This is a genomic window from Paraburkholderia sp. NPDC080076 (genome assembly GCF_050281145.1).
In the GTDB taxonomy this organism is placed as follows: domain Bacteria; phylum Pseudomonadota; class Gammaproteobacteria; order Burkholderiales; family Burkholderiaceae; genus Paraburkholderia.
Genome location: NZ_JBNNWQ010000019.1, coordinates 21,221 through 37,193 on the forward strand (window position 1 = coordinate 21,221; position 15,973 = coordinate 37,193).

Below are 15,973 nucleotides of genomic sequence, written 5' to 3' on the forward strand. Positions count from 1 at the left end.
AATATGAACGAGACGCCGCGTCAAGAGTGGGATACCCGCAGAGCGCGCTGCGGCGCGGGTTTGCGGGGAATTTTGGCGGCTCGACTGACTGGGTCGAATTAGGTATTGTCATCCGGTTGTGGTGACGGATCGGCCGCCGGCAAGGTGGACGGACGCGCTGTAACCGGCAGTCACTGACGTACTACGGAATCACATGAGCGACTCTTATAGCGACGGCGCCGCCGCGCAGCCGGCAGACAGGCCGGAACAGGCGGCGCCCCGGTTGGTGCTTCAAGGCATCACCAAACAATACCCGGCCGTGCGAGCCAACGACGACGTCACGTTGATCGTCGCGCCGGGCGAGATCCATGCCGTGCTCGGCGAAAATGGCGCCGGCAAAAGCACGCTGATGAAAATCATCTACGGCGCGGTGCGGCCCGACGCCGGCGAGATTCGCTGGGAAGGCCAGACGGTCGAGATCGCCAATCCGGCGGCGGCGCGCAAGTTGGGCATCGGCATGGTGTTCCAGCATTTTTCGCTGTTCGAGACGCTCACGGTCGGCGAAAACATCGCGCTCGCGCTCGACGAACCGTTCGATCTGAAGACGCTGTCCAAGCGCATCCGCGAAGTCTCGGCCGACTACGGGCTCGACATCGACCCGCAGCGTCACGTGCATAGTCTGACGGTGGGCGAGCGGCAACGCGTCGAGATCGTGCGCTGTCTGCTGCAGAACCCGCGTCTGCTGATCATGGACGAGCCGACTTCGGTGCTGACGCCGCAAGCGGTCCGCAAACTATTTGAGACGCTGCGGCGGCTCGCCGCCGAAGGCTGCAGCATTCTCTACATCAGCCACAAGCTCGACGAAATCCAGGAACTGTGCGACACCGCGACAGTGATGCGCGGCGGCCGCGTGACCGGTCACGTGAAGCCGAAGGGCGAAACCCACGCGTCGCTCGCTCAATTGATGGTCGGCCATTCGCTGCCGGATTACACGCGGCGCGAACACAACCCGGGCGCGGTGCTGCTCGACGTGAAGCAACTCTCGGTGGAAAGCGACGACCCGTTCGGCACCTCGCTGCGTGACGTGTCGTTCGGCGTGCATGCGGGCGAGATCTTCGGCATCGCGGGCGTCTCGGGCAATGGACAGGCGGAACTGCTGTCGGCGCTGTCGGGCGAAAAGCGCGGCGTGCGTGCCGACGCGGTCACGATTTGCGGCAAGGCGGCGGGACGCCTCGGCGCAGGCGGCCGACGTGCGCTCGGCTTCGGCTTCGTGCCGGAAGAGCGCCTTGGCCGCGGCGCGGTGCCGGCCATGACGCTGTCGGAAAACGCGCTGCTCACCGCGCATCGTCAGCAGATGGTGAGTTCGGGCTGGATCAAGGCCGGCGCGATGCGCGCATTTGCGAAGCGCTGCATCGACGCTTTCGACGTGCGCTGCGGCGGTTCGGAAGCGCTCGCGCAAAGTCTGTCGGGTGGCAATCTGCAGAAATACATCATGGGCCGCGAGATTCTGCAGGCGCCCAAGGTGCTGGTGGTCGCGCAGCCCACGTGGGGCGTCGACGTCGGCGCGGCGGCGTTCATTCGCCAGCAGTTGCTCGATCTGTCGGCGCGCGGTGTGGCGATTCTGGTGATCTCGGAGGAGTTAGAAGAGTTGTTCGACATCTGCGATCGCATCGCGGTGCTCGCAGGCGGCAGACTCTCGCCGGTGCGCGCCACGGGAGCGACCAACGCCGAGGAAATCGGCCGCTGGATGGCGGGGCTGTTCGGCGATCGCGAGGGCGCAGCGCCTTCGGCGGAACAACCGGCGCATGCCTGAGCGGGCGTCTGTCGCGCGAATACGCGTGAGCTCGCCCGGCATCAGAACGAGAACCATATCAATCACACGCTACCCATGATTCTTCCGTATCGACTCGAAGCACGCACGACGCCCTCGCGCACCATGCAGCTCGCCGTGCCGCTGATCGCCGCGTTGCTCACGCTCGCGATCGGCTTTCTGATCTTCAGCCTCGTCGGCCGCGATCCGCTGCAGGCCATGCACGCGTTTTTCATCGAGCCGCTGTCCAGCGTGAACGGCTGGTCCGAGCTGCTGCTGAAGGCATCGCCGTTGTGCCTGATCGGCTTGGGTCTCGCCATCGGCTATCGCGCCAACGTCTGGAACATCGGCGCAGAAGGGCAAATGCTGCTCGGCGGCATCGCCGCGAGCGGCGTCGCGATCTATTTCGATCAGGCCACCGGCTGGTGGATTTTGCCGACCATGATGATTGCCGGCGTGCTCGGCGGCATGGCGTGGGCGGCGATTCCGGCGCTGCTCAAAAGCCGCTTCAACACCAACGAGATTCTCGTCAGCCTGATGCTCACATATGTGGCCACGCAACTGCTGATCTACCTGGTGAGCGGCCCGTGGCGCGATCCGCAGGGCATGAACTTCCCACTCTCGGAGATGTTCAGCGGCGACGCGCTCTATCCGACCTTCTCCGGCGACTGGCACTGGAAATGGCTGCGCGGCACGCGTCTGAACGCATCGGTGTTCGTCACGCTGATTGCGATTCCGCTCGTGTGGGTTTTCATGCGCAAGAGCTTCGCGGGCTACCGCATGAACGTCGGCGGTCTCGCGCCGCTCGCCGCGCGCTACGCCGGCTTCTCGGACAAGAAGACCATCTGGACGTCTCTGCTGATCAGCGGCGGCCTCGCCGGCCTCGCCGGCATGGGCGAGATCTCCGGTCCGATCGGGCAGTTGCAGGCCACGTGGTCGCCGGGTTACGGCTTCACCGCGATCATCGTCGTGTTCGTGGGGCGGCTGCATCCGCTCGGCATCGTGCTCGCGAGCCTGCTGATGGCGTTGCTGTACCTCGGCGGCGAAGCCGTGCAAACCTCGATGCAACTGCCGCAGGCGCTTTCCGGCGTGTTCCAGGGGCTGTTGCTGTTCTGCCTGCTGGGTGCCGACCTGTTCGTGAACTACCGCGTGCGCCGCCGAACGCTGGCCGCCCAGGTTCACTGATCAGCTCTCTGACATTCGCTCACTGATTTATCGCCGGATCCACATGGACATTCAACAAGCCAGCTCGCTCACGTCGAGCGCCGTCACCGCCGCGATTCCGCTGATGTTCGCGGGCGCGGGCGAACTCGTCACCGAAAAATCGGGCGTCCTCAACCTCGGCGTCGAAGGCATGATGCTGATGGGCGCGGTGACCGGCTACGCGGTCACCGCGATCACCGGCAGCCCGTGGCTCGGCGTGCTTGCCGCGATCGGCGCCGGTCTCGCGATGTCGCTGCTGTTCGCGTTTCTCACGCTCACCATGCTCGCCAATCAGGTCGCCACCGGCCTTTCGCTGACGATCTTCGGCATCGGCCTCTCGGCGTACGTCGGCAAGCCGTACACGTCGGCTGCGGTGCGCGCGACCATCGACACGTGGACGATTCCCGGCCTCTCGAAGATTCCGGTGCTCGGGCCCGCGTTCTTCAGCCTCACGCCGCTCGATTACCTCGCGTTCCTGATGTTCGCGGTAATCGGCTGGTTCCTGTACCGCACGCGCGCGGGCCTCGTGCTGCGCTCGGTCGGCGAATCGCCGCAGGTCGCGCACTCGGTCGGCTTTCCGGTGGTCGGTGTGCGTTACGGCGCGGTGGCGTTCGGCGGTGGCATGGCCGGACTCGCGGGCGGCTACTACTCGATCGTCAATCTGCACCTGTGGCAGGAACAGCTCACCTCGGGCCGTGGCTGGATCGCGCTCGCGCTGGTCGTGTTCGCGACGTGGCGCCCGGGGCGCCTGCTGATCGGCGCGCTGCTGTTCGGCGCCGTGACGGGCCTGCAGTTCTACGCCCAGGCGATCGGCGTGCCCGTGCCGACGCAATTTCTCGCGATGCTGCCGTACGTCGCGACGGTCGTCGTGCTGGTGCTGATCTCGCGCAATCCGAACACGATCCGTCTGAATGCGCCGGCCTCGCTGGGCAAACCGTTTTTCTCGGCGGGCTGACCGACCATCGACTCCGCTTTTCACATCATTCGATAAACATGACAGGAGAAAACATGAAGAGAAGAAATCTGCTGACCGCTTTCGCTTGGGGCGCGGCCTCGCTGGCGCTCGCCGCGCCGTTCGCGCAAAGCGCGCAGGCCGCCGATGCGCCGGGCGTCGCGTTCGTCTACCTGGGCAATCCGGGCGATGCCGGCTGGACCTTCGCGCACGATCAGGGCTCGAAGGAAGCGGAAGCGAAGTTCGGCAGCAAGATCAAGATCACGCGCATCGAAAACGTGCCGGAATCGGCCGACTCCGAGCGCGTGTTCCGCGATCTGGCGAACAAGGGCAACAAGATCATCATCGGTTCGAGCTTCGGCTATCAGGACTTCGAACTGAAGGTCGCGAAGGATTTCCCGGATACCGTTTTCCTGCACGCAACCGGCTACAAGAAAGCGCCGAACTTCGGCACCTATGACGTGCGCATGTACCAGGGCGCGTACCTGGCCGGCGTCGCCGCGGGCTACGTGACGAAGACCAACACGCTCGGCTTCGTGGCGTCGGTGCCGATTCCCGAAGTGATCCGCAACATCAACGCGTATACGCTCGGCGCGCGCTCGGTGAATCCGAAGGTGCACACCAAGGTCATCTGGATCAATAGCTGGTTCGATCCGGGCAAGGAAAAGCAGGCGGCTGAAACGCTGATCGGCCAGGGCGCCGACGTGCTGCTGCAAAACACCGATTCGAGCGCCACGCTCGCCACGGCGTCGGCCAAGCACGTGCACGCGTTCGGCTGGGATTCGGATATGAAGAAGTTCGGTCCTGACGCGCACCTCGGTTCGGTGGTCGCGCACTGGGGTGTGTATTACAACGCGGCGATCCAGCAGGTGCTGGATGGCAAGTGGAAGAACGATCCGGTGTGGTGGGGCATTCCGCAGAAAGCCGTCAACCTGGAAGATCTGAACACGTCCGCGATTCCGGCTGACGCGCAGAAGCAGGTCGCGGCCAAGCGCGACGAACTGGCGGGCGGCAAGTGGGACGTGTTCACGGGCCCGCTCAAGGGTCAATCCGGCGCGGTGAAGGTGCCGGCCGGCAAGACGCTGACCGATCCGGAACTGCAACGCCTGAACTGGTATGTGGAAGGCGTGGACGGCACTCTGCCCAAATAACGCCGCCAAAGGTCGACCAGGCGGCGGTCTCAGCACCCGCTGCTTTGAGGAGCTGCGTCCTGTACGGACGCAGCTTTTTTTTGCCTTGGGTTTTAGCGCGCCGACGGCCAGGCGGCTGGCACGTCAGTCGATGCGCAAACCAACCTTGATGGTCACCTGCCAGTACGCCACCTTGTCGTTTTCGATCTGGCCCCGCGTTTCCGTCACTTCGAACCAGTGCAGATTGCGCAGCGTCTTCGACGCTTTTGCGATTGCCGTGCTGATGGCGTCGTCGATCGATTTGGTCGACGAGCCGGTCAGTTCGATCTGTTTATAGACGTGTTCGGACATGGACTTCCTCCTTTGATCTTCGTTGGTGTTCAAAAAGTATAGGCAACGCAAGCGCCGCGAACGGCCCCCGCGTGAGCAAGTCATGCCGCACATGCCGTGCCCGGTATGCGGTGGCGGGACGCCGCCGTTATCATGTCCGCGCAACTCAATCTGACATGCGACGAGGTTCCAAAGTGGAAATTGGTTTTTGCGGTCCTGGTTTAATGGGCGCGCCGATGATCCGGCATCTGCTGCGCGCGGGGCATACGGTGCATGTCTGGAATCGCACGCGGGCCAAGGCGGAAGTGCTGCTGGCGGACGGCGCTCAAGTGGCCGAGACGCCGCGCGAACTCGCCGCACGGTGTGAGGCCGTGCTGCTGTGCGTGGCGGACGCGGCGGCAGTGGAGCAAACCGTGTTCGGCGCAGCGGGCCTGCTGAGCGCCGATGCGCCTGTACCGGGCCGGTTGCGCTGGATCGTCGATCACTCCAGCATTCCGCCGGCCGCGACGCGCGCCTTCGCGCAGCGCGCGGCGGCGCTAACGGCGGTTCGCGCGGACGCAGGCGAGGGCGAGCGCGAGGCGGTCGGCAGCGTCGGCTGGATCGACGCGCCGGTGTCCGGCGGCGTGGCCGGCGCGACGGCCGGCACGCTGGCGGTCATGGCGGGCGGCGCCGCCGCGGACGTCGAGGCCGTCAAACCGCTGCTCAGCGCCTACGCGGCGCGTGTCACGCACATGGGCGAGGTCGGAGCGGGGCAGACCGCGAAGCTGTGCAATCAGGCCATCGTCACCGCGACGCTGGCGGCGATCGCCGAGGCGGTGAGCCTCGCGCAGCGCAGCGGCCTCGACGCCTCCCGGCTGACCGAGGGTCTCGCCGGCGGCTGGGCCGATTCGGTGCTGCTGCAGACGTTCGTGCCGCGCATGACGCAAAGCGGCCTCGCGCCGATCGGCGCGTTTCGGACCTTTCAGAAAGACATCGACACGGTGGCGGCCACCGCGTACGAGACGGGCACGCCGATGCCGGTGTCGTCGACGGTCCAGCAACTGCTGCGGCTCGGCGCGGCGATGGGGCTCGGCGAGGCCGACCTGTCGGCCTTCATCGACGTTTTGCAGACGCCGCGCGGCGCCCAAACCCGGTAGCGCGACGCGCGTGCGGGTTGAATTCGCGATAACCTGCTAAAATATTGGGTTTTTCGCCGATATCACATTCAAAGGGACGCGCCGTGCTGTCTACCGCCAATATCACCATGCAATTCGGGCCAAAGCCCCTCTTCGAGAACATCTCGGTCAAATTCGGGGAAGGGAACCGCTATGGCCTGATCGGTGCGAACGGCTGCGGCAAATCCACCTTCATGAAGATTCTGGGCAGCGACCTGGAGCCGAGTTCGGGCAGCGTCATGCTCGAGCCGAACGTGCGCCTCGGTAAGCTGCGCCAGGATCAGTTCGCTTACGAAGACGTGCGCGTGCTCGACGTCGTGATGATGGGCCACACGGAAATGTGGGCCGCCATGACCGAGCGCGACGCGATCTACGCGAACCCCGACGCGACGGACGACGACTACATGCACGCGGCCGAACTCGAAGCGAAGTTCGCCGAGTACGACGGCTACACTGCCGAAGCGCGCGCGGGCGAACTGCTGCTCGGCATCGGTATTGCGATCGAGGACCACAATGGCCCGATGAGCAACGTGGCGCCGGGCTGGAAGCTGCGCGTGCTGCTCGCGCAGGCGCTGTTCTCGAAGCCTGACGTGCTGCTGCTGGACGAGCCGACCAACAACCTGGACATCAACTCGATCCGTTGGCTGGAAGACGTGCTCAACCAGTACAACTCGACGATGATCATCATCTCGCACGATCGACACTTCCTGAACCAGGTCTGCACGCACATGGCCGACATGGACTTCGGCACGCTGAAGGTCTATCCGGGCAACTACGACGACTACATGCTGGCGAGCACGCAGGCGCGCGAGCGTCAGCAGAACGCCAACGCGAAGGCGAAGGAACGTGTGGCCGACCTGCAGGACTTCGTGCGCCGCTTCTCGGCGAACAAGTCGAAGGCGCGTCAGGCCACCAGCCGGCTGAAGATGATCGACAAGATCAAGATCGAGGAATTCAAGCCGTCGTCGCGGCAGAACCCGTTTATTCGCTTCGAGTACGAGAAGAAGCTGCACAACATCGCGGTGGTGGCCGACAGGATCTCGAAGAAGTACGAGCGCAGCATCTTCAACGACTTTAGCATCAGCGTGCAGCCGGGCGAGCGTATCGCGATCATCGGCGAGAACGGCGCGGGCAAGACCACGCTGCTGCGTTCACTGCTCGGCAGGCTGGAGCTCGATCACGGCACGGTGAAGTGGGCCGAGAACGCGAACGTCGGCTACATGCCGCAGGACACGTACGAAGAGTTTCCGGACGACGTCACGCTGATGGACTGGATCGACGGCTATCGCAAGGAAGGCGACGACGAGCAGATGGTGCGCGGCACGCTCGGCCGGCTGCTGTTCAATGCCGACGACATCCGCAAGTCGGTCAAGGTGCTCTCCGGCGGCGAGAAGGGCCGCATGATCTGGGGCAAGCTGATGCTGGGCCGCCACAACGTGCTGCTGATGGACGAGCCGACCAACCACATGGACATGGAATCGATCGAGTCGCTGCAGATCGCGCTCGACAAGTTCGAAGGCACGCTGATTTTCGTGTCGCACGACCGTGAGTTCGTGAGCGGTCTGGCGAATCGCGTCATCGAAGTGAGGACCAATGGCACATTGAACGACTTTGGTGGCAACTACGAAGACTTTTTGCTGAGCCAGGGCGTGCAGTAAGCGCGGCTGACTCACTCGCCGCATCAAGCTGCACCCGCAAAGCCCGCTTCTTCGAAGCGGGCTTTTTTCATGGCACGCGCCTCGCGCATCGGCCTTCCCCACAGCGCTGGTTAGAATAGAAGACCATTCCGGAGACACAGACAGGGACCGACCATCATGAAGACCTACGAGCAACTCTATATCGACGGCAAGTGGATCGCACCGTGCGGCACCGGCACGATCGACGTGATCGACTCGGGCACGGAAGAGATCATGGGCCGCATCCCTGAAGGCGTCGAGGCCGATGCCGAAAGCGCGATCGCCGCGGCCCGCGTGGCGTTCGACGGCTGGGCCGCGACGCCCGCCGCCGAGCGCGGCGAATATCTGCGCAAGATCGCCGCGAACCTGAAAGCGCGCACCGACGAACTGGCCGGCTTGATCGCCGGCGAAGTCGGCATGCCGCTGAAGCTCGCGCGCGCCATTCAGGTGGGCGGTCCCGTCTACAACTGGGGCGCGTATGCGAAGCTCGCGAGCGAATTCCAGTATGAGGAACGCGTCGGCAATTCGCTGGTGGTGCGCGAACCGGTCGGCGTGGTGGCGGCGATCACGCCGTGGAACTATCCGCTCAACCAGGTCACGCTAAAGATAGCGGCCGCGCTCGCCGCAGGTTGCACGGTGGTGCTCAAACCGTCGGAGATTGCGCCGCTGAATGCGTTCGTGCTGGCCGAGGCGATCCACGAAGCCGGGCTGCCGGCCGGCGTGTTCAATCTCGTGAGCGGTTATGGACCGGTGGTGGGCGAGGTGCTGGCGAGCCATCCGTCGGTCGATATGGTCTCGTTCACCGGCTCGACTCGCGCCGGCAAACGTGTGTCCGAACTGGCTTCGGCGACGGTCAAGCGCGTGGCGCTCGAACTCGGCGGCAAGTCGGCGTCGTTGATTCTCGACGATGCGGATTTCGCCGCGGCGGTGAAAGGCACGGTCAGCGCGTGCTTCCTGAACTCCGGGCAAACCTGTTCGGCGCATACGCGCATGCTGGTGCCCGAATCGCGCTACGACGAAGCACGCGCGCTGGCGAAGCAGGCCGCCGAGGCCTACGTCGCCGGCGATCCGCGCAATGAAACGACCCGTCTCGGCCCGTTGGCGTCGGCGGCACAGCAGGCGCGCGTGCAGCAGTACATCGCGAAGGGGATCGAGGAGGGCGCCGACCTGGTGACGGGCGGCGCGGGCTTGCCTGATGGACTATCGAAAGGCTTCTTCGTCAAGCCGACCGTGTTCGGCCGCGTGCATCCCAAGGCGACGATCGCGCAAGAAGAAATCTTCGGCCCGGTGCTGTCGATTCTGACCTATAAGGACGAAGAGGAAGCCGTTCGGATCGCCAACGATTCGCCGTATGGTCTCGGCGGCGCGGTATGGGCCGGCAGCGACGAGCGTGCCGCCGGCGTCGCTCGGCGGATTCGAACCGGCCAGGTCGATATCAACGGCGGCACGTGGAACATGGCCGCGCCGTTCGGCGGTTTCAAGCAGTCGGGTTTCGGCCGCGAAAACGGGGTCTACGGACTCGAAGAGTATCTCGAACTCAAGTCCATGCAGTTCAAGGCGTGATTCAGCTGACCGACGTCAACCGAAGACCACACATGACCTGGACATTCGCCGGCTCATTGACCTGAAACAACGCAGACTGCGCCCGACCGACGATTATCAGCGTTTCGATAATCCGCCATCGGGCCAGTCATGCTCACCTCTCATTCCTTTCCACCGCTCGTCATTCGCGGCCGCTCGTTATTGCCGATCGTGCAAGGCGGCATGGGCGTCGGCATCTCGGCGCACCGCCTGGCCGGCAGTGTCGCCCGTGAAGGCGCGCTGGGCACCATCGCCAGTATCGACTTGCGGCATCATCATCGCGATCTGATCGAACGTTGCCGCGAGTCGCCCGATCGGGCCACGCTGGAAGAAGCCAATCTCACGGCGCTGGCCCGCGAAATCCACGCCGCCAAATCACTGAGCGAAGGCCGCGGCATGATCGCCGTCAACGTGATGAAAGCGCTCAGCGCGCAAGCCGACTACGTGCGCGTCGCGTGCGAGAGCGGCGCCGACGCGATCGTCATGGGCGCGGGCCTGCCGCTCGATCTGCCGGACATGACCCAGGGCCATGACATCGCGCTGATTCCGATTCTGTCGGACAGCCGTGGCGTTGCGCTGGTGCTGAAGAAGTGGATGAAAAAAGGCCGTTTGCCCGACGCGGTGGTGATCGAACATCCGGCGCATGCGGGCGGCCATCTCGGCGTCAACAACCTGGCCGATCAACACGATCGACGCTTCGATTTCTTCCGCATCCTCGAAGAACTCGACGCGGTCTTCACCTCGCTCGGCCTGAACCGTCAGGAGGTGCCCTTGATCGTTGCGGGCGGCATCAATAGTCACGAAGCCGTCCGTAAGTTGCTGAGCGCGGGCGCTAGCGGCGTGCAGCTCGGCACGCCCTTCGCCGTCACCGAGGAAGGCGACGCTCATCCGAACTTCAAGCGCGTGCTGGCCGAAGCCACGCCGGAGGATATCGTCGAATTCGTCAGCGTGACGGGACTGCCCGCGCGCGCTGTGAAAACGCCATGGCTGATGCGCTATTTGCGCCACGAAACGAAGATCCGCGAAAAAGTCGGCGCGCTCAAACACGTCTGTCCGACCGCGCTCGAATGCCTCAGCGCGTGCGGCTGGCGCGACGGTATCGAGAAGTTCGGCCACTTCTGCATCGACACACGGCTCGCGGCGGCATTGCGCGGCGATGTGGCAAATGGTCTGTTCTTCCGCGGCCGTGAAGCGTTGCCGTTCGGCACGGCGATTCGCAGCGTGCACGACCTGCTCGAACTGCTGCTCACAGGCTCGACGCGACCGGCTGTCGCAGGGCGCTGGGCATTCTCGCTGGGTTGATACGCGTCAACCTGCCGCGCGACGAGAACTTCGACAATCCCCGCACGCAAACAAACAAAGCGGGGAAGCACATGAAGTACTCATCCAGAAACAGAATCAGAACAGCCGTCATCGCTTCGAGCCTGCTGTTCGCGGGCGCGCTCGCGCCGCAAGCGCATGCCGCTGGCGACGACACGATGAGCGGCATTCACGCCGGCGACGTACTGGTGCGTCTGCGCGCGATCAGCATCATGCCGAACGTGAGCACGACCGGATCGCTGACCACGCTCAACGTGGGTGTGAACAATGCGATCGTGCCGGAGCTGGATCTGACGTACATGATCCGCGACTACCTCGGCGTCGAGCTGATTCTCGGCACCTCGCGGCATCAAGTGACTTCGAGCCTCGGCGGCCTCGGCGGCGTGAATGTGTTGCCGCCCACGCTGCTGCTGCAATATCACTTCAACCACGCGGGGCGGATTCGTCCGTATGTCGGCGCGGGTCTCAACTACACGCTGTTCTATAACAACGGCCTGAACGTGGGCGGCCAGCCGATCTCGATTACCAATCACAGTTGGGGGCCGGCGTTGCAGGCGGGCGTCGACGTGCAAGTCACCAAGTCGTTGTTCGTCAACGCGGATATCAAGAAGATCTGGATGCACACGGATGCTTCGCTCGGCGGTCAGGCGCTCGGCCGCTTGAGCATCGATCCGGTGGTGGTTGGGTTGGGTGTCGGGATGCGGTTCTGATCGTCACGCGTTCCTTGCGCGCTTGATCAGCCGTAGTCGCCATGCAGGAACGCCGCGGCGCGGTTCGCGCCTCGGCGTTTTCTTTCAGGTTTCAAGTTTGAGCGCGACCCGAGCGCAACCATGCGACCAGGGAAGGTGGGAATGCAATCCTACAGCTTGTCGTTCGCAAAGCGCATCGCCGAGCCTTCCTGCTCGATGCGAACCCACACGGCGCGCTTTTCCTCGTCGCTCAGGAAAACCCAGTTGGACACCTCGGTGGCAGTGCGGCCGCAGCCTTTGCAGACGTCGTCGAACAGCGTGGAACAGACGCCGATGCAAGGGCTGTCGGGAAGATCGTGGAGATTCGAGGCCATCGGAAACCTTGGGGCGGAGAAGCGAAGTTCCGCTATGTTAACCGATGCGCGCGATGCGCCTCGCCATACGCGACCGGCATGGCCGCGGTTCGCGCACGGTTGGCAGCATCCGTCGCACGTTTTGCCGCATGTTTCGGCACACGGTAGCGCCCGCTCGTATCAGCGCGCGATGCTGTAGCCGATCCGCGCCATCCAGTGCTGACGGTTGTTGTAGTCGAGCAGGTCCTCGCCGTAGCCGTTGAAATAGCCCACCCAGAGATAGCCGCCCCACGCGCTGCCCAGCAGTTTGGCGAGCGGATAGGTGAATTGCGTATCCACGCTGCCGTACCAGTGCTTGGTGCCTTTGCGCAGCGTGGTCGCCAGTTGCCAGCCGTCCGGACTGCCGTATTTGACCAGCAAGTCGACGTAGCCGCGATAGTCGGCGATATCGGGGTTGCTGCTCGTGCCGAGGTAGTAGTAGATCTTCGGCGACACGCTCAGGTGGTTGGCCGTCAGATCGCCGAATTCCCAGGTCGGCCGGATGAATGGCATGTTGATGCTGCGCGAGTCCGCTCCGGCCTTGCCATTCGATTCGTGCGCGACGCCCGCCGCAAAACCCATGCGAGTGAAGAACGGGCTCTGCCAGCCGGTATCCGGCACGTAGTAGAACAATTGCGGCGAGTAGGTCGTGTCGCGGAACGGGCGCGAATCGGCGGACAGATCCCAGATCGAAGTTTGCGTGTACGCGAAGTACAGGTTGTCGAGGAAGGCCTTGGAGCGCAAATCGTCCGGTATCAGGATGCGGTATTTGAAGCTCAATTGCAGCCGCGCGTTCGTGTCGCCGTTGTGACCGAAGGCGATGTACATCGGATCGTAATAGGAGAGGTGCGAGAGCACGCCGCGTCCCGTGGTCGCGAGCGAGTCGCCGGGCGGCGAGATCGCGTCGCCGGTCGGGCCGCCTACCACGGCTGCCGTCGCCGCGGCTTCAGCGGGTGTGGTCGCCTGGGTTTCCGCGCGTTCCGCCTCGGCAATCGCGTCCTGCTGCGGTCCGCGATTGATCGCGACGAGCGCCGGCGACGCATCGAAACCCACCGGGTCGATGCGCACCTCGCCACGCGCCGACTGCGGCCAGGGCGCCGAGAAACGCACTTTGCGGAATTGTCCCGGGCGCAGATGCAACGTGTCCGGCACGCCCGCTTCGCGCTGCAAATCGAGCGGCTGTGGCGACACTTCGCCGGCGCTGAGCGTCACGCGAATGGTCGGCGGGACGGTGATGGTCAGGGGCTTGGCGTCGTCGGCGGAGTAGAGCAGCGTGATCTGCAACGGCTCGTTGGCCGCGGCCACGCGAGCAGGTTGCAGCATCGCGACCGTTGCGCGCGCCTCGCCGGACAGCACAGCGCAGACGACGAGCGTGGCGAGCGGCGTGACGCGGGAGAAGCGCGCGATGAGTTGACGAATCTGAGGGAAGGCGTTGCGGGCAAGGCGGTCGATCGAGGCGTCAAAGCGCATGGGGCTGTCGTCCTGGAGCAAGGGCAGCGAGCGAAACGGACGCGGCAGCCATCGAAAGACGACACGTGCAAGGCACACCGGACCGATCGCGCGGAAGCGCTGAAGGGCGCAAAAAATGGGCACAAAAACGGCTGCCGCAAGAAACCCGGCAGCCGAGATGGAAACAGGCCGCACGGCCGGCACGCCGCAGCAGCGGGCAGCGTCGCCGGTCATGGCGAGATACTCAGAGAATACTTACAAAGTCACTTCATTGACAGCCTGGTCGAGAAACGGTCTTTCAGCTGCCGATCGTCAGTTGCCACAACAATGCGCCGTTGAGCATGATGATGAACGCGGCGGACAGCCACGCGAGCGCAAGCGGCGCGCCGCGCACGCGCCAGCCGCGCATTAGCGCCGCGTCCGACGTGAAGCGGATCAACGGCACGACCGCGAGCGGCAATTGCAGGCTCAGCACCACCTGGCTTGCCACCAGCAACTGATTGGAACCGTGCTGGCCGAATAGCGCGACCGCGAAGAGCGCCGGTCCGATCGCCAGCCCGCGGGTCAGCAGGGCGCGCTTCCAGCGCGGCAGCCGGATGCGCAGAAAGCCTTCCATGACCGCCTGGCCGGCCAGCGTGCCGGTGACGGTCGCGCTCAGTCCGCAGGCGAGCAGCGCCGCCGCGAACAGGATACCGGCCCAATGCGTGCCGACGAGCGGCGCGATCAGGCGATGGGCATCCGCGAGATCGGTCACGTCTCGATGGCCGCTCACATAGAACACGGCGGCGGCCACGATCAGCAGCGCCGCGTTGATCACGAAAGCAAACGAAAGCGAGCCGAAGGTATCCAGATTGACGACGTGCAGCGCGACCTTGATCTGCGCGTCGCTGCCGTCCGGCGCGTGATGCTTGACGAGCGCCGAGTGCAGATAGAGGTTGTGCGGCATCACCGTCGCGCCGACGATGCCCGCCGCGAGCCACACCATGCCCGCATTGCGCAGCAACTCGACGCTCGGCACGCTGCCGGCGAGCGCCGCGTGCCAATCCGGGCGCGCCAGTGCAAGCTGGACCACGAAGCACAGGCCGACGAAGCCGATCAGCGCCGCGATCACCGCTTCCAGTTTGCGGCCGCCTTTCTGCTGGAGCGCGAGCAGCGCGAAGGTGCAGACCGCCGACATCAGCACCCCGACCGTGAGCGACACGCCAAGTAGCATTTGCAATGCGACGGCGCTGCCGACCACCTCGGCGACATCGCACGCGATGATCGCAACCTCGCTGGTCAGCCACAGGAAGAGGGTGCCGCGGCGGCCCGTGCGTTCGCGGCAGACCTGCGCGAGATCGCGCCCGGTCACGACGCCCAGGCGCGACGACAGCCATTGCAGCAGCATTGCCATCAGGCTCGACAGCAGCACCATTCCGAGCAGGCGATAGCCGTAGCCGGCGCCGGCGCCGAGCGCGGTCGCCCAGTTGCCCGGATCGATATAGCCGACCGCGATCAACGCGCCCGCGCCGACGAACGAGAACCAGTGCGGCGGACGTGCCGGCCCATCGCCCGGCAGACGCCGGCGGCGATTGGGACGTAATGCGAACGGATTCGTGTTCATCGATGCCTGAGGTTCAAGACTGCATCCTCTTGCAAGCCACGTGCCCGCTGCATGTGCGGCGGGCGGCGCGTCGAGACCAGGAAGCGATAACGCGATTTGCGGCGCGCTGTCGTTCGGCCTTCGAGAGCCTTCGAGAGCTATTGTGCACTGTCGAACGCTTCGCGGCTTGAGTGCGCTTCGACCTTAGCCGTCCGGCATAAAAGTCACGCCATGCGGCCATCGGTCACCACCGTTTGCGCGAGCGAGGCGCACCCTACACGGCGTCAACTTGACAACAAGATAACAGCGCGGCTGTTATGGGTGTTTTTTTCGGGTAGACACGCGCGCATAACCCGCTAAAATTGCGGCCAATTTTCCAGCGGTGCGGCTTGCGCTGTACCGTTTGCGCGACAGCCTGGCAATTTTTTTGGAGCGCGCAATAATTGATGGTACTTTTCGGGTTTTTCAGGGGAGCCGCGGGCGCAGTGCCGCGGCGTAGGTGGGGACGGTCGGCAACGGGCCGGTCAGGATTGGAGAACGGAATGAAAAGACGGGTAGTGGGGCAGGTGGCGGCGCTGGTCTTGTGCGCGACGCCGTGGTTGACGGCTGCTGCGAAAGACACGCAGCTCAACGTGTATAACTGGTCCGATTACATCGCCAAGGACACCATCCCGAACTTCACCAGGCAGACCGGCGTCCAGGTCAAATACGACAACTACGACAGCG

Annotated in this window: 13 protein-coding genes and 1 pseudogene; 10 read left to right on the forward strand and 4 right to left on the reverse strand. The window is 64.3% G+C overall.

Annotation, left to right across the window (positions count from 1 at the left end; genetic code table 11):
• The first annotated feature begins 193 nt into the window (after positions 1-193).
• The 4 genes from ACQKRQ_RS40700 to ACQKRQ_RS40715 all read left to right on the forward strand — a co-directional run bounded on the left by ACQKRQ_RS40700 (position 194) and on the right by ACQKRQ_RS40715 (position 5,095).
• Positions 194-1,792, forward strand: a complete 1,599-nt coding sequence (locus ACQKRQ_RS40700) for an ABC transporter ATP-binding protein (RefSeq protein ID WP_427483396.1) — start codon at positions 194-196, stop codon at positions 1,790-1,792.
• Positions 1,793-1,867: 75 nt separating this feature from the next.
• Positions 1,868-2,974, forward strand: coding sequence for an ABC transporter permease (locus ACQKRQ_RS40705; protein ID WP_132374181.1), 1,107 nt, complete (start codon positions 1,868-1,870; stop codon positions 2,972-2,974).
• 43 nt (positions 2,975-3,017) lie between these two features.
• A complete protein-coding gene (locus ACQKRQ_RS40710; RefSeq protein ID WP_106313708.1) occupies positions 3,018-3,947 on the forward strand; it encodes an ABC transporter permease in 930 nt (309 codons plus the stop codon).
• A 53-nt stretch (positions 3,948-4,000) separates the two neighbouring features.
• A complete protein-coding gene (locus tag ACQKRQ_RS40715; protein WP_427483399.1) occupies positions 4,001-5,095 on the forward strand; it encodes a BMP family ABC transporter substrate-binding protein in 1,095 nt (364 codons plus the stop codon).
• Positions 5,096-5,218: 123 nt separating this feature from the next.
• Here the strand turns inward: ACQKRQ_RS40715 and ACQKRQ_RS40720 are convergent, their stop codons facing one another.
• Positions 5,219-5,425 (reverse strand): dodecin, encoded by a 207-nt coding sequence (locus ACQKRQ_RS40720; RefSeq protein WP_091793652.1) that lies wholly within the window; start codon positions 5,423-5,425, stop codon positions 5,219-5,221.
• Positions 5,426-5,598: 173 nt separating this feature from the next.
• On the opposite strand from ACQKRQ_RS40720, the gene ACQKRQ_RS40725 reads away from it, so the two are divergent.
• The 5 genes from ACQKRQ_RS40725 (at position 5,599) to ACQKRQ_RS40745 (ending at position 11,845) form a co-directional block, all read left to right on the forward strand.
• Positions 5,599-6,540 carry an NAD(P)-dependent oxidoreductase gene (locus ACQKRQ_RS40725; protein WP_427483401.1) on the forward strand — a complete coding sequence of 314 codons (942 nt, stop codon included), beginning with the start codon at positions 5,599-5,601 and terminating at the stop codon, positions 6,538-6,540.
• A gap of 83 nt (positions 6,541-6,623) precedes the next feature.
• Positions 6,624-8,216: an ABC-F family ATPase gene (locus ACQKRQ_RS40730; protein ID WP_427483403.1), complete on the forward strand. Its 1,593-nt coding sequence runs from the start codon at positions 6,624-6,626 to the stop codon at positions 8,214-8,216.
• 156 nt (positions 8,217-8,372) lie between these two features.
• Positions 8,373-9,797 (forward strand): aldehyde dehydrogenase family protein, encoded by a 1,425-nt coding sequence (locus ACQKRQ_RS40735; RefSeq protein WP_427483404.1) that lies wholly within the window; start codon positions 8,373-8,375, stop codon positions 9,795-9,797.
• A 129-nt stretch (positions 9,798-9,926) separates the two neighbouring features.
• A complete protein-coding gene (locus ACQKRQ_RS40740; protein ID WP_427483405.1) occupies positions 9,927-11,117 on the forward strand; it encodes an NAD(P)H-dependent flavin oxidoreductase in 1,191 nt (396 codons plus the stop codon).
• Positions 11,118-11,188: 71 nt separating this feature from the next.
• Complete coding sequence (locus ACQKRQ_RS40745; protein WP_427483407.1) at positions 11,189-11,845, forward strand: OmpW/AlkL family protein; 657 nt, start codon at positions 11,189-11,191, stop codon at positions 11,843-11,845.
• Positions 11,846-11,994: 149 nt separating this feature from the next.
• Here the strand turns inward: ACQKRQ_RS40745 and ACQKRQ_RS40750 are convergent, their stop codons facing one another.
• The 3 genes from ACQKRQ_RS40750 to ACQKRQ_RS40760 form a co-directional block, all read right to left on the reverse strand.
• The gene (locus tag ACQKRQ_RS40750; protein ID WP_132374188.1) at positions 11,995-12,198 is read right to left on the reverse strand and encodes a DUF1289 domain-containing protein; all 204 of its coding nucleotides are present in this window, start codon (positions 12,196-12,198) and stop codon (positions 11,995-11,997) included.
• Positions 12,199-12,357: 159 nt separating this feature from the next.
• Positions 12,358-13,686 carry a phospholipase A gene (locus ACQKRQ_RS40755; RefSeq protein ID WP_427483409.1) on the reverse strand — a complete coding sequence of 443 codons (1,329 nt, stop codon included), beginning with the start codon at positions 13,684-13,686 and terminating at the stop codon, positions 12,358-12,360.
• Between the two features lie 277 nt (positions 13,687-13,963).
• Positions 13,964-15,268: an Nramp family divalent metal transporter gene (locus tag ACQKRQ_RS40760; protein WP_132374190.1), complete on the reverse strand. Its 1,305-nt coding sequence runs from the start codon at positions 15,266-15,268 to the stop codon at positions 13,964-13,966.
• Between the two features lie 521 nt (positions 15,269-15,789).
• On the opposite strand from ACQKRQ_RS40760, the pseudogene ACQKRQ_RS40765 reads away from it, so the two are divergent.
• Positions 15,790-15,973 (forward strand): annotated as a pseudogene (locus tag ACQKRQ_RS40765) (polyamine ABC transporter substrate-binding protein); the annotation flags it as partial.